The sequence below is a fragment of the Micromonospora sp. NPDC047548 genome (assembly GCF_040642975.1).
Taxonomy (GTDB): Bacteria; Actinomycetota; Actinomycetes; order Mycobacteriales; family Micromonosporaceae; genus Micromonospora.
The window spans coordinates 83,531-109,571 of record NZ_JBEYTI010000001.1; the positions used below are offsets into that span (position 1 = coordinate 83,531).

25 protein-coding genes are annotated in these 26,041 nt (G+C 73.8%); 18 read left to right on the top strand and 7 right to left on the bottom strand.

The features are described 5' to 3' along the window. Window positions 1-87 precede the first annotated feature (87 nt). From lysS to ABZ807_RS00385, 3 genes are all read left to right on the top strand, one after another. A complete protein-coding gene (gene lysS, locus ABZ807_RS00375) occupies window positions 88-1,596 on the top strand; it encodes a lysine--tRNA ligase (RefSeq protein ID WP_357150962.1) in 1,509 nt (502 codons plus the stop codon). 108 nt (window positions 1,597-1,704) lie between these two features. Next, window positions 1,705-2,055 (top strand): Lsr2 family protein, encoded by a 351-nt coding sequence (locus tag ABZ807_RS00380; protein WP_357150964.1) that lies wholly within the window; start codon window positions 1,705-1,707, stop codon window positions 2,053-2,055. Between the two features lie 570 nt (window positions 2,056-2,625). Beyond that, entirely contained in the window at window positions 2,626-5,157 is a 2,532-nt protein-coding gene (locus ABZ807_RS00385) for an ATP-dependent Clp protease ATP-binding subunit (protein WP_357150965.1), read from the top strand. A gap of 181 nt (window positions 5,158-5,338) precedes the next feature. Here the strand turns inward: ABZ807_RS00385 and ABZ807_RS00390 are convergent, their stop codons facing one another. After that, the gene (locus tag ABZ807_RS00390) at window positions 5,339-6,244 is read right to left on the bottom strand and encodes an A/G-specific adenine glycosylase (RefSeq protein WP_357150967.1); all 906 of its coding nucleotides are present in this window, start codon (window positions 6,242-6,244) and stop codon (window positions 5,339-5,341) included. Between the two features lie 96 nt (window positions 6,245-6,340). On the opposite strand from ABZ807_RS00390, the gene ABZ807_RS00395 reads away from it, so the two are divergent. The 3 genes from ABZ807_RS00395 (at window position 6,341) to ABZ807_RS00405 (ending at window position 8,225) form a co-directional block, all read left to right on the top strand. Continuing rightward, on the top strand, window positions 6,341-6,853 hold the full coding sequence (locus tag ABZ807_RS00395; RefSeq protein WP_357150969.1) for an ACT domain-containing protein: 513 nt from the start codon (window positions 6,341-6,343) through the stop codon (window positions 6,851-6,853). Further along, window positions 6,850-7,413: a peptide deformylase gene (locus ABZ807_RS00400; protein ID WP_357150971.1), complete on the top strand. Its 564-nt coding sequence runs from the start codon at window positions 6,850-6,852 to the stop codon at window positions 7,411-7,413. Before ABZ807_RS00395 ends, ABZ807_RS00400 begins: the two co-directional genes overlap by 4 nt. Window positions 7,414-7,520: 107 nt before the next feature. Beyond that, window positions 7,521-8,225, top strand: coding sequence for a hypothetical protein (locus ABZ807_RS00405; protein WP_357150972.1), 705 nt, complete (start codon window positions 7,521-7,523; stop codon window positions 8,223-8,225). 9 nt (window positions 8,226-8,234) lie between these two features. Here ABZ807_RS00405 and disA read toward each other — a convergent pair whose 3' ends face one another. The 4 genes from disA to ABZ807_RS00425 all read right to left on the bottom strand — a co-directional run bounded on the left by disA (window position 8,235) and on the right by ABZ807_RS00425 (window position 12,821). Continuing rightward, a complete protein-coding gene (gene disA, locus ABZ807_RS00410) occupies window positions 8,235-9,416 on the bottom strand; it encodes a DNA integrity scanning diadenylate cyclase DisA (protein WP_357150974.1) in 1,182 nt (393 codons plus the stop codon). A gap of 142 nt (window positions 9,417-9,558) precedes the next feature. Then, the gene (gene radA / locus ABZ807_RS00415; RefSeq protein ID WP_357150976.1) at window positions 9,559-11,016 is read right to left on the bottom strand and encodes a DNA repair protein RadA; all 1,458 of its coding nucleotides are present in this window, start codon (window positions 11,014-11,016) and stop codon (window positions 9,559-9,561) included. Between the two features lie 92 nt (window positions 11,017-11,108). After that, a complete protein-coding gene (locus ABZ807_RS00420; protein WP_357150978.1) occupies window positions 11,109-11,840 on the bottom strand; it encodes a hypothetical protein in 732 nt (243 codons plus the stop codon). Between the two features lie 141 nt (window positions 11,841-11,981). Then, window positions 11,982-12,821: a UbiA family prenyltransferase gene (locus ABZ807_RS00425; protein WP_357150980.1), complete on the bottom strand. Its 840-nt coding sequence runs from the start codon at window positions 12,819-12,821 to the stop codon at window positions 11,982-11,984. A gap of 45 nt (window positions 12,822-12,866) precedes the next feature. Between ABZ807_RS00425 and ABZ807_RS00430 the strand changes: the two genes are divergently transcribed. The 4 genes from ABZ807_RS00430 (at window position 12,867) to ABZ807_RS00445 (ending at window position 16,635) form a co-directional block, all read left to right on the top strand. After that, on the top strand, window positions 12,867-13,625 hold the full coding sequence (locus tag ABZ807_RS00430; protein ID WP_357150982.1) for a methyltransferase domain-containing protein: 759 nt from the start codon (window positions 12,867-12,869) through the stop codon (window positions 13,623-13,625). Between the two features lie 40 nt (window positions 13,626-13,665). Beyond that, complete coding sequence (locus ABZ807_RS00435) at window positions 13,666-14,832, top strand: acyl-CoA dehydrogenase family protein (RefSeq protein WP_357150984.1); 1,167 nt, start codon at window positions 13,666-13,668, stop codon at window positions 14,830-14,832. A gap of 70 nt (window positions 14,833-14,902) precedes the next feature. Further along, window positions 14,903-15,970 (top strand): type III polyketide synthase, encoded by a 1,068-nt coding sequence (locus ABZ807_RS00440; protein WP_357150986.1) that lies wholly within the window; start codon window positions 14,903-14,905, stop codon window positions 15,968-15,970. Window positions 15,971-16,038: 68 nt separating this feature from the next. Next, entirely contained in the window at window positions 16,039-16,635 is a 597-nt protein-coding gene (locus tag ABZ807_RS00445; RefSeq protein WP_357150988.1) for a hypothetical protein, read from the top strand. Window positions 16,636-16,725: 90 nt separating this feature from the next. Here the strand turns inward: ABZ807_RS00445 and ABZ807_RS00450 are convergent, their stop codons facing one another. Next, window positions 16,726-17,463, bottom strand: a complete 738-nt coding sequence (locus ABZ807_RS00450; protein WP_357150990.1) for a hypothetical protein — start codon at window positions 17,461-17,463, stop codon at window positions 16,726-16,728. Window positions 17,464-17,791: 328 nt separating this feature from the next. Here ABZ807_RS00450 and ABZ807_RS00455 point away from each other — a divergent pair, with 328 nt between their 5' ends. Genes ABZ807_RS00455 through ABZ807_RS00470 form a run of 4 tightly spaced genes read left to right on the top strand, consistent with a single transcriptional unit; the run spans window position 17,792 to window position 20,544 of the window. Then, the gene (locus ABZ807_RS00455; protein WP_007073334.1) at window positions 17,792-18,277 is read left to right on the top strand and encodes a CarD family transcriptional regulator; all 486 of its coding nucleotides are present in this window, start codon (window positions 17,792-17,794) and stop codon (window positions 18,275-18,277) included. Between the two features lie 53 nt (window positions 18,278-18,330). Further along, window positions 18,331-19,026 (top strand): 2-C-methyl-D-erythritol 4-phosphate cytidylyltransferase, encoded by a 696-nt coding sequence (ispD, locus tag ABZ807_RS00460; protein WP_357150992.1) that lies wholly within the window; start codon window positions 18,331-18,333, stop codon window positions 19,024-19,026. A 16-nt stretch (window positions 19,027-19,042) separates the two neighbouring features. Beyond that, window positions 19,043-19,537 (top strand): 2-C-methyl-D-erythritol 2,4-cyclodiphosphate synthase, encoded by a 495-nt coding sequence (gene ispF, locus ABZ807_RS00465; protein ID WP_357150994.1) that lies wholly within the window; start codon window positions 19,043-19,045, stop codon window positions 19,535-19,537. Beyond that, complete coding sequence (locus ABZ807_RS00470) at window positions 19,534-20,544, top strand: tetratricopeptide repeat protein (RefSeq protein ID WP_357150996.1); 1,011 nt, start codon at window positions 19,534-19,536, stop codon at window positions 20,542-20,544. Before ispF ends, ABZ807_RS00470 begins: the two co-directional genes overlap by 4 nt. 110 nt (window positions 20,545-20,654) lie before the next feature. On the opposite strand, the gene ABZ807_RS00475 is transcribed toward ABZ807_RS00470, so the two are convergent. Further along, window positions 20,655-21,818: a cupin domain-containing protein gene (locus ABZ807_RS00475; protein ID WP_357150998.1), complete on the bottom strand. Its 1,164-nt coding sequence runs from the start codon at window positions 21,816-21,818 to the stop codon at window positions 20,655-20,657. A 94-nt stretch (window positions 21,819-21,912) separates the two neighbouring features. Here ABZ807_RS00475 and ABZ807_RS00480 point away from each other — a divergent pair, with 94 nt between their 5' ends. From ABZ807_RS00480 to ABZ807_RS00495, 4 genes are all read left to right on the top strand, one after another. Continuing rightward, window positions 21,913-22,770 carry a hypothetical protein gene (locus ABZ807_RS00480; protein ID WP_357151000.1) on the top strand — a complete coding sequence of 286 codons (858 nt, stop codon included), beginning with the start codon at window positions 21,913-21,915 and terminating at the stop codon, window positions 22,768-22,770. Window positions 22,771-22,792: 22 nt separating this feature from the next. Further along, the gene (gene fahA, locus ABZ807_RS00485; RefSeq protein ID WP_357151002.1) at window positions 22,793-23,992 is read left to right on the top strand and encodes a fumarylacetoacetase; all 1,200 of its coding nucleotides are present in this window, start codon (window positions 22,793-22,795) and stop codon (window positions 23,990-23,992) included. Window positions 23,993-24,090: 98 nt separating this feature from the next. Beyond that, window positions 24,091-24,573 carry an SRPBCC domain-containing protein gene (locus ABZ807_RS00490; protein WP_357151004.1) on the top strand — a complete coding sequence of 161 codons (483 nt, stop codon included), beginning with the start codon at window positions 24,091-24,093 and terminating at the stop codon, window positions 24,571-24,573. Between the two features lie 209 nt (window positions 24,574-24,782). After that, on the top strand, window positions 24,783-26,024 hold the full coding sequence (locus ABZ807_RS00495) for a PQQ-binding-like beta-propeller repeat protein (RefSeq protein ID WP_357151006.1): 1,242 nt from the start codon (window positions 24,783-24,785) through the stop codon (window positions 26,022-26,024). Window positions 26,025-26,041: the final 17 nt, after the last annotated feature.

Consider the following 26,041-nt stretch of genomic DNA (forward strand, 5'->3'; position numbering starts at 1 on the left):
GGCAGGTTATCCCGTAACGGCGGCCTGGGCCCTTGAGTACGCTCGGGGGCTGACCCCGCCGATATCTCCCTCCTGAGGAAGAGTGCCGTGACCGAGCAGAATCCCGTGCCAGTGGACCCCGCCGACGACCTTCCCGAGCAGATGAAGGTCCGCCGGGAGAAGCGGGACCGGATGCTCGCCGAGGGCGTCGAGCCGTACCCGGTCGGTTTCCCCCGGACCAGCACGCTGGCCGAGATCCGCGCGAAGTACGCCGAGCTGCCCACCGACACCGCGACCGGCGACCGGGTCTCGGTCACCGGCCGGGTGATCTTCGTACGGAACACCGGCAAGCTCTGCTTCGCGACGCTGCGCGACGGCGACGGCACCGAACTGCAGGCGATGCTCTCCCTGGACCGGGTCGGCGCCGAGCGGCTGGAGGACTGGAAGCGCCTGGTCGACCTCGGTGACCACGTCGGGGTGACCGGCGAGGTGATCACCAGCCGCCGCGGTGAGCTGTCCGTGCTGGCACAGGAGTGGGCGGTCACCGCCAAGGCGCTGCGACCGCTGCCGGTGGCGCACAAGCCGCTGAGCGAGGAGGCGCGGGTCCGCCAGCGCTACGTGGATCTGGTCGTCCGCCCGCAGGCCCGGCAGATGGTGCGTACCCGGGCGGCGGCGGTGCGCGGCCTGCGCGATTCGCTGCACGGCCGGGGATTCATCGAGGTCGAGACCCCGATGCTCCAGTTGCTGCACGGCGGGGCGGCGGCCCGGCCATTCGTGACCCACAGCAATGCGTTGAACACCGACCTGTATCTGCGAATCGCGCCGGAACTGTTTCTCAAGCGGGCCGTGGTCGGCGGCGTCGACCGGGTCTTCGAGATCAACCGCAACTTCCGTAATGAGGGGGTCGACTCCTCGCACTCGCCCGAGTTCGCGATGCTGGAGGCCTACCAGGCGTACGGCGACTACGACACCATGGCCGAGCTGACCCGCAATCTGGTGCAGCAGGCGGCGATCTCGGTCAGCGGCTCGACTGTGGTGACCCACGCGGACGGCCGGGAGTTCGACCTGGGCGGCGAGTGGCGCTCGGTGACCCTGTTCGGGGTGCTTTCCGAGGCGCTCGGCGAGGAGGTCACGGTCCGTACCGAGCGGTCCCGTCTGGTGGAGTACGCCGACAAGGTCGGGCTCGCCGTGGACCCGAAGTGGGGCCCGGGCAAGCTGGCCGAGGAACTGTTCGAGGAACTTGTCGTGCCGGGCCTTCAGGCCCCCACCTTCGTGCGCGACTACCCGGAGGAGACCAGCCCGCTGACCCGGGCCCACCGCAGCGAGCCGGGGCTGGCCGAGAAGTGGGACCTCTACGTGCTCGGCTTCGAGCTGGGCACGGCGTACTCCGAGCTGGTGGACCCGGTGGTGCAGCGGGAGCGGCTGGTCGCCCAGGCGCAGCTGGCCGCCCGCGGCGACGACGAGGCCATGCGGCTGGACGAGGACTTTCTGCGCGCGATGGAGTACGGAATGCCGCCGGCCGGCGGTATGGGAATGGGAATCGACCGGCTCCTGATGGCGCTGACCGGTCTCGGAATTCGGGAGACGATCCTCTTCCCGTTGGTCCGCCCGGAGTGACTCCGGAAGCTTCGCCGGGTCGTTACCGCATCCTATTGACGCGTCGAGCATCACGCGGGTTATTGTGCTCCTATTGCAGGAGCACCCTGCTCGAAAGGAATGTGGGACGTGGCCAAGCAGATCATTCACAAGCTGGTCGATGACCTGGACGGCGGGGACGCGGACGAGACCGTCAAGTTCGCCCTCGACGGTGTCCAGTACGAGATCGACCTGTCGAACTCCAACGCCGAGAAATTGCGTGACGTATTCGCGCCGTACGTGACGTCGGGCACCCGGGTCGGTCGCGGTGGCGTGGTCGTGGGTGGCCGGGCCGCGCGGGGCCGGGGCGGTGCCACGGCGGACCGCGAGCAGAACAAGGCGATCCGGGCCTGGGCCAAGAAGTCGGGCAAGGAGATCTCCGACCGGGGGCGCATCCCGCAGGAGATCGTCGACGAGTACCACGCCAAGGCCGGTCACTGACGCAGCGCCAGGGGCGACACGACGCCGGGCCGGAGCACCACTCCGGGCCGGCGTCGCCGTTTTCTCCGCCGCCGTCGGCCGGTTTCTCCGCCGCCCGCCGCCCGCCGCCCGCCGCCCGCCGCCCGCCGCCCGCCGCCCGCCGCCCGATGTGACGGCAGTGCCCGGTGGGGCGAGGGTGTTCGGCGGAGCTGGTGATGCCCGGCGGGACTGACGGGGCCCGCCCAGGCGCGTTCTCGGCGGGCGGGAAGTTTCCCACCCGGGGAGGCGTTGTCCACAGGCGGTGGAGAGTCCGTCCACAGCCTGTGGATGAGCCACCGGTCCGCCGGGGAGTTCCACACCCGGGGCGAATTTCGCTCTGCGCGTACAGGCCGGGGTGCCGGAACACCTCCTGAGCGCGGATGGTTGGTCAAAACGACGTCTGAACGGCTCGTCGCGGGGACACACGACCTCAGCGGAGTCGGTCGGCGGCGATAGAGTAATGAGGCACGGACGCCCGTCCCGGACGTCCGCGCACCGGCCCCGCCAAGATCTAGTACATCAAGGCGCACGGCACGTGAGGAGCACGAGGGCATGTTCGAGCGGTTCACCGACCGAGCGCGACGGGTTGTCGTCCTGGCCCAGGAAGAGGCCCGGATGCTCAACCACAACTACATCGGTACGGAGCACATCCTGCTGGGCCTGATCCACGAAGGTGAGGGTGTCGCGGCAAAGGCCCTGGAGAGCCTCGGCATCTCCCTCGAGGGCGTCCGTCAGCAGGTCGAGGAGATCATCGGCCAGGGCCAGCAGGCGCCGAGCGGGCACATCCCGTTCACCCCGCGGGCCAAGAAGGTGCTGGAGCTGTCACTGCGCGAGGCGCTGCAGCTCGGCCACAACTACATCGGCACGGAGCACATCCTGCTCGGTCTGATCCGCGAGGGTGAGGGCGTCGCCGCCCAGGTGCTGGTCAAGCTCGGCGCCGACCTCAACCGGGTCCGCCAGCAGGTGATCCAGCTGCTCTCCGGCTACCAGGGCAAGGAGCCGGCCGCGGCGGGCACCGCGCCGGGCGAGGCCGCGCCGTCGACCAGCCTCGTGCTGGACCAGTTCGGCCGCAACCTGACCCAGGCCGCCCGCGAGGGCAAGCTCGACCCGGTGATCGGGCGCGAGAAGGAAATCGAGCGGGTCATGCAGGTGCTCTCCCGCCGTACCAAGAACAACCCGGTCCTGATCGGTGAGCCCGGCGTCGGCAAGACCGCCGTGGTGGAGGGCCTGTCCCAGAAGATCATCAAGGGCGAGGTGCCCGAGACGCTGAAGGACAAGCAGCTCTACACGCTGGACCTCGGCGCCCTGGTCGCGGGTTCCCGCTACCGCGGTGACTTCGAGGAGCGCCTCAAGAAGGTGCTCAAGGAGATCCGCACCCGCGGCGACATCATCCTGTTCATCGACGAGATTCACACCCTGGTGGGTGCGGGTGCCGCCGAGGGCGCGATCGACGCGGCGAGCATCCTCAAGCCGATGCTGGCCCGTGGCGAGCTGCAGACCATCGGCGCCACCACCCTCGACGAATACCGCAAGCACCTGGAGAAGGACGCCGCGCTGGAGCGCCGCTTCCAGCCGATCCAGGTGGGTGAGCCGTCGCTGGCCCACACCATCGAGATCCTCAAGGGCCTGCGCGACCGGTACGAGGCGCACCACCGCGTGTCCATCACGGACGCGGCTCTCGTGGCTGCCGCAACTCTGGCCGACAGGTACATCTCGGACCGCTTCCTCCCGGACAAGGCGATCGACCTGATCGACGAGGCCGGTGCCCGGATGCGGATCCGCCGGATGACCGCGCCGCCAGACCTGCGTGACTTCGACGAGCGCATCGCCCAGGTGCGTCGCGACAAGGAGTCCGCGATCGACGCGCAGGACTTCGAGCGTGCCGCTCAGCTGCGGGACAAGGAGAAGCAGCTCCTCGGTCAGAAGGCGCAGCGGGAGAAGGAGTGGAAGGCCGGTGACCTGGACGTCGTCAGCGAGGTGGACGACGAGCAGATCGCCGAGGTGCTCGGCAACTGGACCGGCATCCCGGTCTACAAGCTGACCGAGGAGGAGACCTCGCGCCTGCTGCGCATGGAGGACGAGCTGCACAAGCGCGTCATCGGCCAGGAGGACGCGGTCAAGGCGGTCTCGAGGGCGATCCGGCGTACCCGGGCCGGCCTGAAGGACCCGAAGCGTCCGTCCGGCTCGTTCATCTTCGCCGGCCCGTCCGGCGTGGGTAAGACCGAGCTCTCCAAGGCGCTGGCCGAGTTCCTGTTCGGCAGCGAGGACGCCCTCATCCAGCTGGACATGTCCGAGTTCCACGACCGCTACACGGTCTCCCGGCTGGTGGGTGCCCCTCCCGGCTACGTCGGGTACGACGAGGGTGGCCAGCTGACCGAGAAGGTGCGGCGTCGGCCGTTCTCGGTGGTCCTCTTCGACGAGATCGAGAAGGCCCACCCGGACGTGTTCAACACGCTGCTCCAGATCCTGGAGGACGGTCGGCTCACCGACGGTCAGGGTCGGATCGTGGACTTCAAGAACACGGTCATCATCCTGACCACCAACCTCGGTACGCGTGACGTCGCCAAGGCGGTGTCGCTGGGCTTCCAGGCCTCTGAGGATTCCGAGTCGAACTACGACCGGATGAAGCAGAAGGTCAACGACGAGCTCAAGCAGCACTTCCGGCCCGAGTTCCTGAACCGGATCGACGACACCATCGTCTTCCACCAGCTGCGTCAGAACGAGATCCTCTCGATCGTGGACATCATGATCCAGCGGATCGAGACCCAGCTGCGCAACAAGGACATGGGCCTGGAGCTGACCGACAACGCCAAGAAGTACCTGGCGAAGAAGGGCTTCGACCCGGTGCTGGGCGCCCGTCCGCTGCGTCGCACGATCCAGCGCGACATCGAGGACAACCTCTCCGAGCGGATCCTCTTCAACGAGCTGACCTCGGGTCAGATCGTGGTGGTGGACTGCGAGGGCGACCCGGAGAACATCGACAAGTCCAAGCTGGTCTTCCGCGGCTCGGACCGGCCGGCCGAGGTGCCGGACGCCGTCCCGGCCGACCTGGGCGGCACCGCCGCCGCGGGGGCGGACGAGTAAGGACGACAGCACGCGGGCGACGGCCCCGGACGGCGAGAGCCGACCGGGGCCGTCGCCTTTCCGCGCGTCCCCGCCCCCGCCGACGGTTGATCCACTCCCGTTGCGGCATGTCGTGGTGTCCTGAGCGCCCGATGCCGCGACATGCCGCAAGTCGGTGTCGCTCGTGCCCCGGGCGGGGCGGTCAGGGGCCGACGGGCTGGATGGCGGGGCCGTCGCCGACCAGCCGGAAGGAGGCCTCGCCGACCGGCTCCACCAGGCCGTCGGTGACCAGCCCGGCCAGCGCCCGCGCCCGCTGCACATCGTCCTGCCACACCTGGTCGAGCCGCTGGTGCGGGACCGGGCCGGTGGTCTCCCGGAGCACCCCGAGCAGCAGCCCGCGTACCTGCCGGTCGGTGCCGGCGTACCGCTGTGGGCGTCGGGTCGGGCCGGCGGGCGCCTGCTGTCCGGAGGCCCGCCACGCGCAGACCGACCCGACCGGGCAGACCGGGCAGCGCGGGGACCGGGCCGTGCAGACCACCGCGCCCAGTTCCATGAACGCCGCACTGGCCAGCACAGCTGCGGCGGGCTCGACCGGCAGCAGCTCCTCGCAGGCGACCAGGTCGACCGGTCGGGTGGCCGGTCCGGCGTCCGGCTCGCCGGCCACCGCCCGGGACACCACCCGCCGGACGTTGGTGTCCACCACCGGGTGTCGCTGCCCGTACGCGAAGGCCGCCACCGCCCGCGCGGTGTACGTGCCGACGCCGGGCAGCGCCAGCAGCTGGTCGAGTTTGTCGGGCACCTCGCCGCCGTGCCGTTCCACGATCGCCACCGCGCAGTCCTGCAGCCGTACCGCCCGGCGGGGGTAGCCGAGCCGCCCCCACATCCGGATCGCCTCGGCCGGCGTGTCGGCGGCCAGCGCGGCCGGGTCCGGCCAGCGGGCCAGCCAGGCCTGCCAGGCGGGCAGCACCCGGACCACCGGGGTCTGCTGGAGCATCACCTCGCTGACCAGGATCGCCCAGGCGCCGACCCCGGGCTCGCGCCACGGCAGGTCGCGGGCGTTCTCCTCGTACCACCGGCTGACCAGGGTGGCGAAAGTGGGCTCAGTCATCGCGCCGCCGATGATGTCACGCGGCGCGGTCCCGGAGGATGGGCGGGCCGGGCGGGGCGACGTGGCGGGCCGGCGCGGATCGTGCAGAATGCCCGGATGAACGAGCTCGCGATCACCGTCATCGGCCGGGACCGCCCCGGCATCGTGGCCGACGTCGCCGAGGTGCTCGCCCGGCTCGGCGCGAACCTCACCGACTCCACCATGACCCGCCTGCGTGGTCACTTCGCGATGACCCTGATCTGCGTCGGCCCGGCCGCCGCCGAGGTCGAGGCCGCCCTGGCGCCGCTCGCCGCCGACGGCCAGCTGCTGGCCACCGTACGCGCGGTCACCCCGGACGGGGCGGCGGCGCGGGCCGGTGGGCCGTACGTGATGGCGGTTCACGGCGCGGACCGGATGGGCATCGTGGCGGCGATGACCCGGGTGCTCGCCGACGCCGGCGGCAACGTGACCGACCTCAGCACCCGGCTCGCCGGCTCGCTCTATGTGGTGGTCGCCGAGGTGGATCTGCCGCCGGGCACCGCCGACGAGCTGGCCGGCCGCCTCGCGGCCACCGCCGCCGAGCTGGGCGTCGAGGTCACTCTGCGGCCGGCCGATCCGGACCTGCTGTGAGCGACGAGGAGTACGCCGGCCTCGGCGGCTGGACTCCGGAGGCGCTGGCCGTGCCCGGCGCGGTACGTCCGGTGGTCGCCGCCCCCCAGCCGGTGCTGAGCCGGCCGGGCGGCGCGGTCGACCCCACCGCGGCGGAGACCGTCCAGCTGGCCGCCGACCTGGTCGCCACCATGCGGGTCTCGCCGGGCTGCGTCGGGCTGGCCGCGCCGCAGGTCGGCGTGGACGCGCAGGTCTTCGCCGTGGACGTCACGGGTCACCCGAAGGCGGTCACCGTGCACGGCGCCTTCGTGCTCTGCAACGCGCGGGTGGTCGAGGCGACCCGGTGGAAGCCGGGGCGGGAGGGCTGCATGTCGGTGCCGGACCTGACCGGGGACGTGAAGCGGGCCAGCCGGCTCGTGGTGGAGGGCGAGCTGCCCGGCACCGGCGAGCCGGTGCGGCTGGTCACCGACGGCTTCGAGGCGCGCGCATTGCAACACGAGATCGATCACTGCGCGGGGCTGCTCTTCCTGGACCGGGTCGCCGGTGCGCACGCCGTCTACCAGCGCAAGGTCTACCTGTGACCGGTCGCCGTCGGCTGTCGTGAGTGGAGAGTGGATGCGGTGATCCGGGCGGCATCCGGCGCGTCGCGACGAGTCCTCGCGCGGTGCGCCGCTACGGTGGGGGCATCATGCGTCTGACGGTCGGTCCCCTGCCATCCGCCGTGTACTGGCGGCGTCGCGCCGTCGTACTCGGAGCGGGGCTTCTCTTCCTGATTGTCCTGCTCTATTCCTGCAACCAGTCGGGGGACACCGCCACGACAACGGGGGCGAAGACCACCCCGACGTCGCCGGCGATCCATCCGTCACCGACGCCGCCGACGTCCGGGTCCGCCGCACCGCCGGCCACGCCGGACTCCGGGGGCGGTCCGGCCGCCGACCCGGGTACGACCACCACGCCCCCGGCCGCGTCGCCCGCCGGCCCAGCCGTGGTTGACGACGGCACCTGCACGGACGCGGAGCTCAGCGTGACACCGGTGGCGCTCCCGTCCGAGGTGGGGCGGGGCGCCCTGGTCGACCTGACGTTGAAGGTCAAGAACAAGTCGCAGCGGACCTGCAGCCGGGACGTCGGAGCCGACCTCCAGGAGCTGTTCGTCAAGTCCGGTGCGGAGACGGTCTGGTCGTCGGACACCTGCGGCACCGGGAAGGGCTCGGACGTGCAGTCGTTCACCCCGGGCTTCGAGCGCTCCTACCAGCTGACCTGGAACGGCAAGGACGTCAGCCGGTGCGCCGGTGGGGTGGCCGCCGGGCCGACCCCGCCCGCCGGGAGGTACCAGGTCTTCGCCCGGGTCGGCACCAAGCTCAGCGAGCCGGTGAAGCTGGTCATCACCGGCTGACCGGAGCGGTCAGACGTACCGTTCCAGGATGGACGCCTCGGCGAGCCGGGACAGCCCCTCCCGTACGCCCCGGGCCCGGGCGTCGCCGACCCCTTCGACGGCCTGGAGGTCCTCCACGGTGGCGCCGAGGAGCCGCTGGAGACTGCCGAAGTGCACGACCAGCCGGTCGACGATCGCCACCGGAAGCCGGGGCACCTTCGCCAGCAGCCGGAACCCGCGCGGGCTGACCGCCGCGTCGAGGGCGTCGGAGGCGGCCGGGTAGCCGATCGCCTTGGCCACCGAGACCAGGTCGATCAGCTCGGTCGCGCCGAGCAGGTCCAGCTCGACCAGCGCCTCGTCGAGCGTGCGCGACTTGCGGCCGGCGGGCAGGTAGTCGCGGATGACCAGGGTGCGGTCGGCGTCCACGCCGGCCATCAGCTCGTCGAGCTGGAGCGCGAGCAGCCGGCCGTCGGTGCCCAGTTCCACCACGTACCCGGCGATCTCGTCGGCGATCCGGCGAACCATCTCCAGCCGCTGCACCACGGCGACCGCGTCCCGTACGGTGACCAGGTCCTCGATCTCCAGCGCGGAGAGGGTGCCGGAGACCTCGTCCAGGCGGAGCTTGTAGCGCTCCAGGGTGGCCAGCGCCTGGTTGGCCCGGGACAGGATCGCCGCCGAGTCGTCCAGGACGTGCCGCTGGCCGTTGACGTAGAGGCTGATGATCCGCATGGACTGGCTGACCGAGATGACCGGGTAACCGGCCTGCCGGGCCACCCGCTCCGCGGTGCGGTGCCGGGTGCCGGACTCCTCGGTCGGGATGGACGGGTCGGGCATCAGGTGCACGGCCGCCCGGACGATCCGGGCGCCGTCGCTGGAGAGCACCACCGCGCCGTCCATCTTGCACAGCTCACGGACCCGGGTGGCGGAGAACTCGACGTCGAGCGGGAACCCGCCGGTGCAGATCTGCTCGACCACCTTGTCGTAGCCGAGGACGATCAGCGCGCCGGTGCGGCCGCGCAGGATCCGTTCGAGACCGTCGCGCAGCGCGGTGCCGGGCGCCATCAGGGCGAGGTTGGCCCGCAGCGGATCGCCGGCGCTCCCGGCGCCCCCGGTCACGCTCACGTTGATCGGGCGGGCGGGCGAGCCCACGGCACCGGTGCGGGCATGGGGTGTCGCGCCGGCAGGCTTGGTGGTGTCGCGGTCGGTCGGCACGCGCACAGTCTACGGACTGCCGTGCGGTGGGTGCTGTCGTGGTTACTGTGATGTGTCACGGCGTCGGATCCCTCCGTGCCAGCCTGGGCGCGGGGCGTTGTCCGGTATGGCCCGCGCGGTCCGGCCCGGCGGCCACCGTCGGTCACTCGGCGGATGCGCGGGCGACGCACTGGAGCGCCGAGCGCACGTCGGTGACCTCCATCACCTGCATGTTCTCCGGGGCCACCCCGGTGCTGCCGGGCCCGCAGCCGGGCGGCACCAGCGCGACCCGGAAGCCGAGCCGGGCCGCCTCGGCCAGGCGGCGCGGCACCGCGCCCACCCGGCGCACCTCGCCGGTCAGCCCGACCTCGCCGATCGCCACCAGGTGCGGCGCGATGGCCAGGTTGAGCCCGCCGGAGGCGACGGCCAGGGCGACGGCGAGGTCGGCCGCCGGCTCCACCACCCGGATGCCGCCGACGGTGGCGGCGAAGACCTCCCGGTCGTGCAGCGTCAGCCGCTCGGTGCGGCGCTGGAGCACGGCCAGCACCATGGCCAGCCGGGCTCCGTCCAGCCCGGAGACCGTACGCCTCGGCGAGCCGGCCACCGTCGCGCCGATCAGCGCCTGCACCTCGGTGACCAGGGCCCGCCGCCCCTCCATCGCGACCGTCACGCAGGTGCCGGGCACCGGCTCCGAGTAGCGGGTCAGGAAGAGCCCGGACGGGTCGGCGAGACTGCTGATGCCGCCCTCGTGCATCTCGAAGCAGCCGACCTCGTCGGCGGCACCGAACCGGTTCTTGACGCCCCGGACCATCCGCAGCGACGAGTGCTTGTCGCCCTCGAAGTGCAGCACCACGTCGACCAGGTGCTCCAGCACCCGGGGGCCGGCGACCTGGCCGTCCTTGGTGACGTGGCCGACCAGCACGGTGGCGACGCCGCGCTCCTTGGCGACGGCGACCAGGGCGGCGGTGACCGCCCGGACCTGGGTGACCCCGCCCGGCACCCCCTCGGTCCCGGTGGTGGAGATGGTCTGCACCGAGTCGAGCACCAGCAGGCCCGGCTTGACCGCGTCGAGGTGGCCGAGCACCGCGCCGAGGTCGCTCTCCGCGGCCAGGTAGAGCTGGTCGTGCAGGGTGCCCATCCGCTCGGCGCGCAGCCGGACCTGACTGACCGACTCCTCGCCGCTGACCACCAGCGAGGGGCTGCCCGCGCCGGCGGCCCACTGCTGGGCCACGTCGAGCAGCAGCGTCGACTTGCCGACCCCCGGCTCGCCGGCGAGCAGCACCACCGCGCCGGGCACGAGGCCGCCGCCGAGGACGCGGTCGAGCTCGCTGACCCCGGTGGGCCGGGCCCGGGCCGGGGCGGCGCTGATGGTGGCGATCGGCCGGGCCGGCTCGGCCGGCATCCGGGAGCTGACCACCCGGCCGGAGACCATCGGCCCGGTCACCGTGCACTCGACCACCGAGCCCCACTCGCCGCACTCCGGGCAGCGCCCCACCCACTTGGGTGGCTGGTGCCCGCAGGCGTCGCATTCGTAGGCCGGGCGTGGCTCGCGGGCGGCCCGGCCGCGGGACGCGCCGGAGGCCGCGCCACCGCGGGCCGGGGTCGATCGGGAGGTGGTCACCACAGGACGCTAACCCCCTCGTACGACGAAACACCGCCGACGTGGTGGTCACCACGCCGACGGTGTCGTCGGCCGTTCGTCGCGGGCGCGGGTCAGCCGTGGCCCCCGGAGCTGTGCTCCTCGCCGATGCCACCCTCGCGGGTGATGATCGGGGCGACCGGGGCGGCCGGGGTCAGCGGCACGGCGATCGGAGCGCTCGTCTGGATGGTCCTGCCGTTGCCGAAGTCGAAGGTCAGGTCGACCCGCTGGCCGACGCGCATCGACTCGTTCAGCCCGACGAGCTGGAGGTAACGGCCACCCTGCCGGTTGAGCTGCAGGTAGCTGAAGGCTGGGATCTCGAAGTGGGCCGGGGCGGAGGGGCTGGCCGACGCGCTCTCCGACGGGCTGGCCGAGGCCGAGCCGGACGGCGACGCGCTGCCGGACGCGGAGGCGCTCTCCGACGGGGACGCGCTCCCGGACGGTGCGGCGCCCTCCGACGTCGACGGGGCCGGCGCGCCCGCCGTGCCGATGACCGCGATCTCGCGGGCACTGTCCGTGGTGACCGTCACGGTCACCGGGCTCTTCGTGTCGTTGTAGATCACGGTGTTGAGCGCGGCGTTCGCGCCGCTGCGGAAGCCCTCGGTGCCCGGGTACTCCACGTAGAGGCCGCGCAGCTTGTAGGCGTTGTCCGGAGTCTGGACGTTGATGCCCTGGATCGACGGGTCCTTCACGGCGGTCTCCGCCACCTGGCCGGCCCCGCATCCCGTCGCCAGCAGGGCGGTCGCCGCCGCCATGCCGGACAGCAGCAGGGCCGCCCGCCGGGAACCCCTGATCGAGCGCGTCACGTCGGTCCTCCTCGTCACGATCCCCACCCGGCCGTACCCCGGGCGCGGGGTGGTCATACCCGCGCAGACCGCGCTCCAGGGTAGTTGGGGCTGATCGACGGCCGCACGCCGACCCGGTATTGCCACCTGGGAGGGCGCCCATCAGATCACCCGACCGCTCGCCACCAACAGCACCACATCGATCAGGGCCACCACCATCACCGCCCGGAACGCCGCCACCGGCCGCCCGCCGGCCCCGGTCGCGGCGCGTCCGCCGTACCAGCCGAGGGGTGGCACCACGGCGGCGGCCGCCACGGCCGACAGCCCCAGCCACGACGGCGGGCCGGGCGGCCCGGCGACCAGGGTGACGGTCGCGGCGAGCAGCAGCCCGGCGGCGGCGACCCGGCTGCCCGCCGGACCGAGCCGGTGCGGCAGCCCGCGCACCCCGGTGCGGGCGTCGTCGGCGAGGTCCGGCAGCACGTTGGCGAAGTGCGCCCCCGCGCCGAGGCAGGCCGCGGCGGCGACCAGCCAGGCCGGCGGTGCCGGCGCGCCGGGCAGGGCCAGCACAACGAAGGCGGGCAGCGACCCGAAGGAGACCGCGTACGGCAGCACGGAGACCGGGGTTGACTTGAGCGGCCAGTCGTAGAGCAGTGCCGAGCCCAGGCCGACCGTGGCCCAGAGCGCGGCGGCCGGGTTGGTGGCCAGCGCCAGCAGCGGGGTCGCGAGGGCCGCGAGCACCGCGGCCACCGCCACCGTGCGCCGGCGCACCGCGCCGGCGGCGACCGGCTTGTCGGTACGCCCCACCGTCGTGTCCCGCCCGGCGTCCAGCGCGTCGTTGGTCCAGCCGACGGCGAGCTGGCTGGCCAGCACCGTCGCGGTGACCGCGGCGACGCCGGACGGGGGGTGCCCGGCCCCCCACGCGAGCAGGCCGGCGACCGTGGTGACCGCCGCGGACGGCTCCGGATGGCTCGCCCTGACCAGCCCTAACACCGTCGACGACATAAGGGAAGTCTGGTCGTTACCGGTGAGTCGTGCCACGCTCGGTCCATGCGGAACGGTCCGGTGTCCACTCCGCCCCGCGTGCTGTCTCCCAACGACCCCCGCCAGTACGACGACCTGGCCGGCGAGTGGTGGCGACCGGACGGCGCGTTCGCCATGCTGCACTGGCTGGCCCGGGCGCGGGCCGCCCTGGTCCCGCCCGCCGGCCGGCCCGACGCCCTGCTGGTCGACCTGGGCTGCGGCGCCGGGCTGCTCGCCCCGCACCTGGCCGGCAAGGGCTACCGGCACGTCGGGGTGGACCTGACCCGGTCCGCACTGATGCAGGCCGCCCCGCACGGGGTGACCGTGGTCAACGGCGACGCCACCGCCGTGCCGCTGGCCGACGGCTGCGCCGACGTGGTGGCCGCCGGTGAGCTGCTGGAACACGTGCCGGACTGGCGGCGCGCGGTGGCCGAGGCGTGCCGGCTGCTGCGGCCCGGTGGCCTGCTGGTGCTGGACACGCTGAACGACACCGCGCTGGCCCGGCTGGTGGCGGTGCGGATCGGGGAGCGGCTGCCGACGGTACCCCGGGGCATCCACGATCCACGGTTGTTCGTGGACGCCCGCGAGCTGGTCGCCGAGTGCGCGCGGCACGGCGTCCACCTGCGGATCCGCGGCATCCGGCCGAGCCTGCGCGGGACGTTGGCCTGGCTGGTCCGACGGGCGCGCGGCGGTCCGTCGGGGACGGTCGACGGGCGGCAGCCCCGGATCAGGCCGACCTGGTCGGTCGCCGTGCTCTACCAGGGACATGGGGTGCGGCACGGGTAGCCGGATCGGGAACAAAGGGGACGGGCGAGGAGGGGGCGATATGACGGTGCACGCGCTGGAGGCGGCCCGCCGGTTGGCGCCGCGGTTCGCCGCGCGAGCGGCACGGCACGACCGGGATGGCTCCTTCCCGGTGGACGACTTCGCCGACCTGCGCGAGGCGGGGCTCTTCGGCCTGATGGTGCCGCGTGAGCTGGGTGGCGCGGGCGCCACCTTCGCCGAGTACGCGGCGGTCGCCACCGAGCTGGCCCGGGGCAACGGCGCGACGGCGCTGGTGTTCAACATGCACGCCTCGGTCACCGGCGCGCTGGGCGCGGTCACCGAGGAGCTGGCCGAGGCGCTGGGCGTACCGGACGAGGCGCTGGCCGCCCGCGACCGCCTGCTCCGCGCGGCGGCCGAGGGTTCCTGGTACGCGGTCGCCATGAGCGAACGCGGCGCGGGCGCGCGCCTCTCCCAGCTCAGCACCGCCTACGAGGCGGTCGACGGCGGCTGGCACATCAAGGGCAGCAAGACCTTCTGCTCCGGCGCCGGGCACCCGGACGGCTACCTGGTGGCCGCGCGCAGCGCCGCCGACCAGTCGGCGGTCTCCCAGTTCCTGGTGCCGGCCGGTGACGGGCTGACCGTGGAGCCGACCTGGGACTCGCTCGGCATGCGGGCCACCGCCTCACACGACCTGCACCTGGACGTCACCGTCCCGGCCGACCGGCTGCTCGGTGGGGTGGAGGGGCTGGCTCTGGTGGTGGCCCAGCTGATGCCGCACTGGCTGGTGGCCAGCTACGCCGCCGTCTACGTCGGGGTGGCCCGGGCGGCGGTGGACGCGGCGGCCGAGCATCTGAACGCCCGCAACCTCGCCGGCCTGCCGGCGGTCCGGGCCCGGTTGGGCCGCGCCGACGCGGCGGTGGCGGCGGCGCAGCTGGTGGTGGCGGAGGCGGCCCGGCGGGTCGACGAGGCCCCCGGTGACGCCGAGACCAACCGCTGGGTCTGGCGGGCCAAGCTGCTCGCCGGCACGACCGCGGCCGACGTGGCGGCGTCCGTGCTGGAGGCGGCCGGCACGTCGGCGACCCGACGGGGCCACCCGCTGGAGCGGCTCTACCGGGACGCCCGCTGCGGGTCGCTGCACCCCGCGACCTCGGACGTCTGTGCGGACTGGCTCGGCATCGCGGCGTTGGGCGGCGACCCGGACCGCGACGGATCGATTCCTCGTTGGTGAGGGCGTGGTGGTCGTTCCCGGGGCGGGGGACGGCCGCCGGGCCTGCAGTCGTGGACGAGAGGTGGGGGACATGGCCGTGCCAGTGATCGCGGGTCTCGGTACGGCACAACCGCCGGCCGCCGCGCAGGGCGAGCTCTGGGAGGGCTTCTTCGCCAAGCACTTCTCCGGCACCACCCGGGCGCTGGCCGAGCGGATCTTCGCCAACTCGGGGGTGTCCCGCCGGCAGGCGGCGGTCAACCCACTGCTGGAGGACGTGTCGGAGTGGCCAACCGAGCGCCGGATGCGGCGCTACCAGGTCGAGGCGCTGCCGCTGGGCAAGGAGGCAGTGGGCCGGGCGCTGAACTCCGCCGGCCTCGCCGCCGGGGACGTCGGGCTCTTCGTGGTCTGCTCCTGCACCGGGTACGCCACCCCTGGGCTGGACATCCTGCTCGCCCGGGACCTGGGCATGGCCCCCGACACGCAGCGGATGTTCGTCGGGCACATGGGTTGCTACGCCGCGCTGCCCGGGCTCGGCGCGGCGGCCGACTTCGTCACCGCGCGGGGACGGCCGGCGCTGCTGCTCTGCGCTGAGCTGACCAGCCTGCACATCCAGCCGGCCGGCGTGCGGATGGACACCCAGCAGATCGTGTCGCACGCGCTCTTCTCCGATGCCGCAGTCGCTGCCGTGGTGGTCCCCGGCGCGGCGGGCCCCGGATCGCCCGACGGGTACGCGCTGCGCGAGGTCACCTCGGTCACCGACACCTCCACCGCCGACCACATGACCTGGGACGTCACCGACACCGGCTTCCGGATGGGCCTGTCGCCGAAGGTCCCGCAGGTGCTCTCCACGCACGTCCGGGGCCTGGTGGACGACCTGCTGGCCCGGCATGGCGCAGGCATCGCCGAGGTGGACGGCTGGGCGGTGCACCCGGGCGGTCCGCGCATTCTCAACGTGGTGGAGCGCGAGCTGGCCCTGCCGCCGGAGGCCCTCGCGGCGTCCCGGGCCACCCTGGACGAGCACGGCAACTGTTCCTCCCCGACGGTGCTGCTGATCCTGGACCGGCTGCTGCGCGCCGCCGTACGGCCGGAGCGGATCGTGATGCTGGCCTTCGGCCCGGGGCTGACCCTCTACGCCGCCCTGCTGGAACGCCGGGGTTGAGCGGGGCCTGGCCGGGCCGGTGCCCGGGCGGGCCGGCGGGGCCGGTGCCGGCTGGTTACGCTCGCCGGGTGGGCGACGACACGGGTGACCGGCTACGCGGCGGCGTACTGGCCGGGGCGGCCCTGCTCGCCCTGGTCGCGGGCGGCTGGTGGTGGCGGGCCAACGCGCCGGCCACCGGCCCGGACCGGGCGGCCGGCGCTAGCCGGCCGTCGCCGTCACCGGACCGCAGCCCCTCCGATCCCCGTCGGGCGCTCGAGGAGGCGCTGGTGGCGAGCCCCGGCACGACCGTCCGGGTCCGGATCGACTCGGAGACGGGCCGGATCATCGACGCGACCGGGATGCCGGGCGATGATTCCGAGGTCGGGTTACCCCTGTTCGCCGACACCCTGTGGCGGGAGCGGCTGACCCTGGTGCCGGGTGGGGAGCCGGTGCGCCGCGACTCCATCGCCGACGGGGCGCGGCACATGGTGCAGTACCGCTGCACCGGCGACGGCGAACTGCTGATCTCGATCGTCCACGCGCCGTCCACCGACACCAGCCGGACGACCTGTGACGGCGAGTTGGGCTCGCTGGAGCTGCCCGACCCGGAGGCGTCCACCCGGATCGACCTCTCCGCCGTCGCCGGGCGGATCGAGGTGGAGGCACAGCTCGTCGTCCTGCGCTGAGCCCGGGTCCGGCACGCGGTCCTGGTCAGAGTTCAGGCCTCAGCTCTCCAGACCGACTCCGCCACTGCGACCGCGCTGAGCCCGCACCGGTCAGCGGACGAGGCGGGTGAGGTCGGCGCGGTAGTCGCCGGTCGTGGCGAGGTCGGGGATCACCCGCTGGACTGTGCCGGAGCGGTCGACCAGCAGCGCGGTGGCGGTGCCGGGGCGGGGTTCGAGGTGTAGCGCGGCGCGCACTCCGCCGGTTGGGTCGGCGAGGGCGCGCACCGGGCCGCCGGCGACCGGGTCGGGGCCGACCGTACGGCCGCCGGTGACGGTGACCACCGAGACTCCGGCGGGCGCGGCGGCCGCCGCCGTGGCGACCTGCTCGGCGCAGGCGCAGGCGTCCACCAGGATGATCATCGCGGGCAGCAGCCGGCGCAGCGGCACCGGCGACTGGCCGGCATCGACCAGGTCCAGCGCCGGCAGTGGCCGGCCGGCCAGCGTGCCGGGCGAGGCCGACGACGGGTACGGCAGGACGGTCGGCCGCTCGGTGCCCCGGGGCGAGCGGGGCCAGGTGACCGCGAGCAGGGCGCCGACGCTGGTGAGCAACGCCACCAGCAGGATCAGCACCGGCAGGGCGAACGGCGGCCGGCCGTCCGGGCGGGGGGCCAGCCCGAGCCGGCGGCGCCAGCGCGTGCCGGCGGCCCGGCGCCGCAGCTCGCGACGGAGCTGCGCGGCCTCCCCGGCCAGCGCCGACGCGTCGTCCGGTACGACCACCCGACCCCACTCCGGAGGCAGGTCGGGCAGCCCGTCGGACGGGCCGTGGCCCTCTGCGTCAGGCATGCCCATCGGACCCCCGGGGGAAGTGGCTCGCGAGCGGACAGCAGTACCCCTCCAGCGTCCCGCACGCCGCCTCCTGCCGCCAGACCTGGGCGGGCCGGGCGCTGCCGGGCTACCATGGGAAGAGCGCGTAGCCCGAGAAATCCACGCTCCGATCACCCGTACCGGGTTGTCATCCGCTTGTCACGGAGCGTGTTCAAATCATTGGTTTGACTGCCTGTCAAGCTGAAGAAATACCTCTCACAGGGCCCCTGAGCTGCGCCAACGGTCAGGACAGCGGTGGGACATCGGTGCCTGAGCGTGTTACCCTAGACACAGCGAAAGGGGTTTCGAACCTATGGTTTTCAGTGTCGGCGAGACCGTTGTTTACCCCCACCACGGGGCCGCACTCATCGAGGCAATCGAGACTCGGGTCATCAAGGGCGAGCCCAAGCAGTACCTCGTCCTGAGGGTCGCGCAGGGTGACCTGACGGTCCGGGTGCCCGCTGAGAACGCCGAGATCGTGGGTGTGCGCGAGGTGGTCGGCGAAGAGGGCCTCGGCAAGGTCTTCGACGTGCTCCGTGCACCGCACACCGAGGAGCCGACCAACTGGTCGCGGCGTTACAAGGCGAATCTGGAGAAGCTGGCCTCCGGTAACCCGCTGAAGGTCGCCGAGGTCGTCCGCGACCTGTGGCGCCGGGAGCGGGAGCGGGGCCTGTCCGCGGGCGAGAAGCGCATGCTCGCCAAGGCCCGCGACATTCTCGTCGGCGAGGTCGCGCTGGCCGAGAAGAGCACCAAGGACGAGGCGGAGACGCTGCTCGACAAGGTCCTGACCGAGGCCTGATCCCACCGGATCGTCGTACCCGTCCCGAAGCAAAGAAACCCGAGGACCGCGACGTGACCGCGCAACTTGATCCGCGCGGTGACGTCGCGGTCCTCGTGCCTGCGGCCGGTGCCGGGGTACGCCTCGGTCCGGGCGCGCCGAAGGCGCTGCGCCTGCTCGGCGGCGAGCCGCTGCTGGTGCACGCCGTTCGCCGGATCGCGGCCGCGCCGTCGGTGCACACCATCGTGGTGGCCGCCCCGGCGACCGAGGTGGCGGCGGTCCGGCGGTTGCTGGCACCCGTGGCGCCGGTCGTGGTCGTGCCGGGCGGCGCGGAGCGCCAGGCGTCCGTGGCGGCCGCCCTGGCCGCCGTGCCACCGGGGCCCGACATCGTGCTGGTGCACGACGCCGCCCGCGCGCTGACCCCACCCGAACTGGTCGAGTCGGTGGCCGCGGCCGTCCGCGCCGGGCACCACGCGGTGATCCCGGTGCTCCCGGTGGTCGACACGATCAAGGAGGTCGGCGCGGGTGAGGTGGTCCTCGGCACTGTCGACCGCTCGGCGCTGCGCGCCGTGCAGACCCCGCAGGGCTTCCGCCGGGACGTGCTGACCGCCGCGCACGCCGCCGCGCGGGACCAGCTCACCGACGACGCGGGCCTGGTCGAGAAGCAGGGCGTGCCCGTCTTCTGCGTGCCCGGCTCGGAGTACGCGCTCAAGGTCACCCGCCCGTTCGACCTCGCGCTCGCCGAGCACCTGCTGGTCGCCGGCCACTGACGCGTACCCTCGGCTCATGATCGTTCCTCGGGTGGCCGTCGGCACCGACATCCACGCCTTCGCGGCCGGCCGGCCCTGCTGGCTGGCCGGGCTGCACTGGCCGGGCCAGGACGGCCTGGCCGGTCATTCGGACGCCGACGTGGTCGCGCACGCCGCCTGCAACGCGCTGCTCTCCGCCGCGGGGCTCGGCGACCTGGGTGCGAACTTCGGGGTCGACCAGCCCGAGTGGGCCGGTGCCTCCGGGGTGGCGCTGCTGACCGAGTCGGCCCGGCGGGTCCGCGCGGCCGGCTTCGAGATCGGCAACGTCTCGGTCCAGGTGGTCGGCAACCGCCCCCGGATCGGGACGCGCCGCGAGGAGGCGCAGCAGGTGCTCTCCGCGGCGGTCGGCGCGCCGGTCACCGTCTCCGCCGCCACCAGCGACGGGCTGGGCTTCACCGGACGCGGCGAGGGGCTCGCCGGCATCGCCGTCGCCCTGGTCTACGACGCTCCGGCCGACCAGCCCCAGCGATGATCGGCGAGGAGCCGGACCTCGACGGCTACCGGCAGCGGGCACAACTGCTCGCCGAACTCGGCCGGTACGACGAGGCCGCCGAGGAACTGGGCTTCGCGCTGGCCCTGGAGCCGACCGACGCCGTCGCGCTGACCCTGCTGGCCCGGCTGCACCTCGCCGCGGGCCGGCCGGCGGAGGCGCTCACCGCGGCCGACGCCGCCTCGGCCAGCGCACCCGCCGCCGTCGCGCCCCTGGTGCTCCGGGGGTTCGCCCTGGCCGACCTCGAGGAGTACGCCGAGTCGGCCCGTACGGCGGACCGGATCCTCGCGGTCGGGCCGACCGACGCGTACGCCCAGCGGGGCGCCGCCGGGATCCTGGCCGAGGCGCGCAACGGGCAGCCGGCGCTGAACGCGGCCTGGCGCGGGGTGGAGCTGGCCCCCGACGAGCCGCAGGCGCACCTGGTGCTCGCCCTGGTCGCCGGCCGGCTGGAGCTGTTCGACCTGGCCGAGCGGGCCTACCGGGAGGCGCTGCGGCTCGACCCCGAGCTGGCCGGGGCCCGGCAGGATCCCGGCGTCATCCGGCTGGAGCGGCGGCGCTGGGCCGAGGCGCTGGAACAGGTGGCCGCGCTGGCCACCGTGGACCCCGGGCGGGCGGCGGCGCTGCCCGTCACGGAGGGGATCCGGCGCCTGGTGTTCCACGGTGGCGCCTGGACGCTGGTCGGCAGCCTGGTCGTCGCCGCCCTGTCGTCCGGCGGACCGGGACTGTCCCGCGCCGTCGCCGTGCTGGCCGCGGTCGCCGGGGCGCTCGCGGTCTGGCGGCTCGCCACGCGGGTGCCCGGCCTGGGTCGCGACGTTCTGCCGCAGCTGTGGCGGACCGACCGTCCGCTGGCGCTGGCCGTCTACGGGGTCGCCGCCGGCCCGGCCCTGCTGCTGCTCCACGCACTGGTCGGCACCCCGTGGCCGCTGGTCGTGGCGATCGCCGTCACCGCCGCCGCCGAGCTGACCGTCCTGTCCCGCCTGCTCCGCTGAACCCCGGAACCAGAGAACCTCCCGCCAGGCAGCACTCCGCTGATCCTTCATGGAGGACCAGGACGCACCCCGGACGAACACCGATCGCGAGCGAGGCGGCCAGGACGGAGTTAGGGCCGCGCCCAGGTCCAGGCGTACCCCTCGTCCTCGCACTCGCCGGCCGCGTCGCACAGGTCGAGCGGGCGGAAGGTGTCCACCATGACGGCCAGCTCGTCGAAGAAGTCGACGCCGATGGAGCGCTCCGCCGCGCCCGGCTGCGGGCCGTGGGTGAAGCCGGACGGGTGCAGCGAGATGGACCCCTGCTCGATGCCGGAGCCGCGCCGAGCCTCGTAGTTGCCGCCGGTGTAGAAGAGCATCTCGTCGGAGTCGACGTTGTGGTGGTGGTACGGCACCGGGATGGCGTCCGGGTGGTAGTCCACCTTGCGCGGCACGAACGAACAGATCACGAAGTTCGGGCCCTGGAAGGTCTGGTGCACCGGCGGCGGCTGGTGGATCCGCCCCGTGATCGGCTCGAAGTCGTGGATGGAGAAGGCCCACGGGTACGTGTGTCCGTCCCAGCCGACCACGTCGAACGGGTGGTTCGCGTAGACGTGCTTCGTCCAGCCGCGCCGGTGGCGTACCAGCACGTCGACGTCGGTGCCGTCGACCAGCAGCGGCGCGTCTGGCCCCCGGACGTCACGCTCGCAGTACGGCGAGTGTTCCAGGAACTGGCCGCGCACCGACAGGTAGCGCTTGGGCGGGCCGATGTGCCCGGTGGCCTCGACGGCGAGCAGCCGGGTCGGGGCGTCGCCAGTCGGCACCAGGCGGTGGACGGTCGAGGTGGGGATGACGACGTAGTCGCCGGCCACCGCGTCGAGCACGCCGAAGGTCGACTCCACCCGCAGCGTGCCGGCCTCCACGTAGAGGCACTCGTCGCCGGTGGCGTTGCGGTAGAGCGGGGACGGCCGGTCGGCCAGCACGTACGCGATCCGCACGTCGTCGTTGGCCAGCAGGTAGCGGCGGCCGAGGACTGGGTCGGCGCCGGTGCCGTCCAGCTTGTGGGTACGCAGGTGGCGCGGCTTGAGCGGGAGGTTCGGCACCCGGGTGTACGCCGGCGCGGTGAATTCCTCGGCGGCGACGATCGCGGTGGGCGCGTGCCGGTGGTAGAGCAGGGACGAGTCGGAGGAGAAGCCCTCCTGGCCCATCAGCTCCTCGGTGTAGAGGCTGCCGTCGGGCTGGCGGAACTGGGTGTGCCGCTTGCGGGGCACCTCGCCGACGCTGCGGTAGTACGGCATGTCGCCTCCCTTTATGTCCCGTTCTCCGGCCGGTGACGTCCGATAATCGGACACTGTTGTCCGTTCCTTGTAGCGTCCCGTAGATTCTTGTCTCGTGTCAACGCAGGTCCCCCGCCTCTTCTCCGGCCTCGTCGACGACGCCGCCGTCTTCCCGCCCGGCAGCGCGTCCCTGCCGGACGCCGTCGCCGCCCACCAAGGGCACCGCGACGCCTGGTACGCCGACCTGGTCGGCCCGCTGCTGGTGCCCGCCTCGACGGTGCCCGTTCTGGCCGGACTGCTCGACCCGGACGGGCGGATCGCGGCCGGGGTCATCGGTGACCTGGCGATCGGCCGGCTCGACGCGGCGCTCGCCGAGGCCGATGCCCGGATCGCCGTCCGCCAGATCGAGGTGGCGGTCGCCAAGCGCGGCGAGGACCCGCAGCCCGGCCTGGCCGAGCTGCTGAAGCTCGCCGAGCGGCTGCCCGGCGTCGACGTCTACGCCGAGGTCCCGCTGACCTTCGGGCTGACCGGCGCGCTGGACACGCTCGCCGCCGCCCGCGCCGACGGGGTGCCCGTCGCGGCCAAGTTCCGCACCGGCGGCCTGGCCGCCGAGCTGTTCCCCACCCCGGTCGAGCTGGCCGCGGTGATCTGCGCCTGCCGCGACCGGGGCCTGCCGTTCAAGCTGACCGCCGGGCTGCACCAGGCGCTGCGCCACCTCGACCCGGAGACCGGCTTCACCCACCACGGCTACGGCAACGTGCTGGCCGCGACGCTCGCCGCCGCCGAGGGCGCCGAGGTGGACGCCGTCGCCGTCCTGCTCGCCGCGACCGACCCGCTGCCCCTGGTGGAGCAGGCCCGGGCGCGGCGCGACGAGGAGCGCCCGCTCTGGGTCGGCTTCGGCTCGTGCAGCATCCTGGAACCACTGACCGATCTGATCCGGCTGGGGCTGGTGAACGGGGGATTCGACCGATGAGCGAGCGTAGCGGAGTGGCGGCATGAGCTGGGTGACGGGCGCCGACGGTTCGCCGTACGGGGTGACCAACCTGCCGTACGGGGTGTTCCGGCACGGCGGACGCGGGCCGCGGATCGGCGTACGCGTCGCCGACCTCGTGTTCGACCTGGCCGGCGCGGAGGCGTCCGGCCTGGTGCTCGCCGCCGGCGCGCTGGGCCGTCCCACCCTCAACGACTTCATGGCGCTGGGCCGTCCGCAGTGGACGTCGGTGCGGCAGCGGATCGTCGAGCTGCTCACCGACTCCGCGCACCGGGCGGCGGTGGAGCCGCTGCTGGTCCCGCTCGACGAGGCGGAGCTGCTGCTCCCCTTCGAGGTGGCCGACTACGTCGACTTCTACTCCTCCGAGCACCACGCCTCGAACGTCGGCCAGATCTTCCGTCCCGGCCAGCCGCCGTTGCTGCCCAACTGGAAGCACCTGCCGATCGGCTACCACGGCCGGGCGGGCACGGTGGTCGTCTCCGGCACCCCGGTGGTGCGCCCCACCGGGCAGCGCGCCACCCCGCAGGGCCCGACCGCCGGCCCCTCCGTACGCCTCGACATCGAGGCCGAGGTGGGCTTCGTGGTCGGTGTGCCGAGCTCCCTCGGCAGCCGGGTCGCCGCCGCCGACTTCGCCGACCACGTCTTCGGCGTGGTGCTGGTCAACGACTGGTCCGCCCGGGACATCCAGGCCTGGGAGTACCAGCCCCTCGGCCCGTTCCTGGGCAAGTCCTTCGCCACCTCGGTCTCGGCCTGGGTGACCCCGCTGGACGCGCTCGCCGACGCCTTCGTGCCGGCGCCCGAGCAGGACCCGCCGGTGCAGGACTACCTGCGCGACACCCCGCACCTGGGGCTGGACCTGCGCCTCGCGGTGGAGTGGAACGGCGAGCGGGTCGCCGAGCCACCCTTCGCGACCATGTACTGGACGCCCGCCCAGCAGCTGGCCCACCTGACCGTCAACGGGGCCTCGCTGCGCACCGGCGACCTCTACGCCTCCGGCACCGTGTCCGGGCCGGAACGCGGCCAGGTCGGCTCGTTCCTGGAGCTCACCTGGGGTGGCACCGAACCGGTCAAGGTCGGCGGCGGCGAGACCCGCGCCTTCCTCGAGGACGGCGACACCGTCACCATCCGGGCCACCGCCCCCGGCCCGGACGGCACCACCGTCGCCCTGGGCGAGGTGACCGGGCGGATCCGGCCGGCCCGCTGACGTTCCGCGCCCGTCGGTTGCACCGGTGACGGAAATTCCGCCCGGGGATCCCCCGTGACGCGCTCACTCGCCGTACCGTGGACGCCACGGGAGGTGTCATGTCGACGGTCACGGTCACCGAGTTCATCGATGCGCGGGCCGAGGACGTGTGGGCCCTCCTGGTCGACCTGCCGATCCGCGCGAACTGGCTTCGCACCGTCGGCGGCGTCGAGCTGCTGACCCAGGGCCGGCTGGGTCCCGGCACCGCCTGGCGGGAGACCCGCACCAGGCCGGACGGTGGCGACCAGGCGGAGGAGTTCGTGGTGCTGGAGGCGCGGCCGCCGCACCGGCTGGTGCTCAGCTCGCCCGGCACCGGCGTGGACTACCGGATCACCTGGACCCTGCGCACCATGCGCCGGCGGGGCCGGGGCTGCACCGCGGTCAGCGTCGAGCAGCAGGCGCTGCCAATCGCCCCGTACGGGCGGGTGGTCGCGCTGCTCTTCGGCGGGCTGGCCGCCCGGACGGTCGAGGGAGCCATCCGCCGCGACCTCGCCGACCTCGCCACCGCCGCCGTGGGCGCCAGCGACACCGAGGCGGCCTGAACCAGACGCTGGGCCGGGCCGGCCTGAACCAGACGCCGGGCCGGGCCGGCCTCCGGCCCGCCGCGAGCACGGGCCGGGCCACGGCGAAGGCCGGCCACCGAAGCCCGGAACGACGGTGAGCACGGCCGAATGACATCCCGGCGGCGACGCCGCGACCTGCGCGGGGTAACCGGGGGCTGCCTCGGTAGGGTGCCGGGCGGAGGTGCGGCATGGGTGTCCCGAAGGGCCGGCGACGGATCACGGTCGCGGTCGCGGCGCTGCTCGCCCTCGGGGCGGTCGCCGCCGTCGGCTACCGGGTGCTCGCGCCCGCCGAGGTCGTCACGCCCGCCCGGGCTGCCCTGCCGCCGCTGGTCACCCCGGCCACCGGGGTGGTGGGCCGGCTGCCCGCCGCGCCGCTGATCGTCGACGGCCGGCTCCGGGTGTACGCGGCGCAGCGCCAGCTCTACGCCGACCGGCCGGCCGACAGCCGGCACCGGGTCACCCCGTTCTGGTCGTACCGGCGGTGGCCGGCCCGGCTCGACGGGGTGCTGGTGACCGGCACCACGGTGGTGAGCCGCTGGTCGGACGGGAAGGTCGTCGCACTGGACGGCCGTACCGGAGAGGTGGCCTGGCGGGCCGACGGCCCGGCGCCGGGGGAGGTCTCCGCCGCGCGGCGCACCGGCGCGGCCGTCGTCTGGGACCCCCGGGGGATCTTCGTCGCGCCGGGCCCGGGCGAGCGGACGACGCTGGTGGTGTCCGGCGGGGGTGAGCTGCGCGGGTACGCGCTGGCCGACGGGCGGGAGCTCTGGCGGGCCACCGGTGGCGCCGACTGCCGGACCGATCTCGGGACCAGCGCCGCCGGCCAGGTCCTCTCGGTGGACGCCTGTGCCGGGCCGGCGACCGTGGAGTTCCGCGACGCGGCGACCGGCGTGGTGGCCAGCCGCTGGCGTCCCCCGGGCGCCGGCCCGGAGTTCGCGGTCACGCCGCTGGGTTGCCTGACCCCGCGCTCACAGTGCCGGGGGCTGCGCACCTCCGACGGTCGGGGCTGGCTGGTCGGCCCGGGTGGGCCGCCGCTCGCCGCGCCGGCTCTGGACGCCGACGACATCATCCTCTCCGGGGAGTTCGCCATCGGGGTCACCGGCGGCGTGCTGAACGGCCGGGAGGCGCGCACCGGCAGGGAGCGGTGGCGGCGCGGCGACCTGGGCGAGGTACGGGTGATCGCGGTCGAGCCCGGTCGGGTGCACGTGCTGACCCCGGAGCGGGACCTGATCACGCTGGATCCGAGGACCGGGGCGCAGCGGTCCCGCTTTCCGCTCACCGTCGGGGAGGACGGAATCGGCTGGACGCCCGGGCTGGCGTACGCGGTCGACGGCTACGTGGCCGTGGAGCGGCTCCGCGAGCGGGCCCGCCCGGAGGACGACGACCAGGGCTGGTTCCTGACGTCCGAGCCGGTGGTGCTCGCGGTGACCTGAGGTTGCCTGGTCGATAA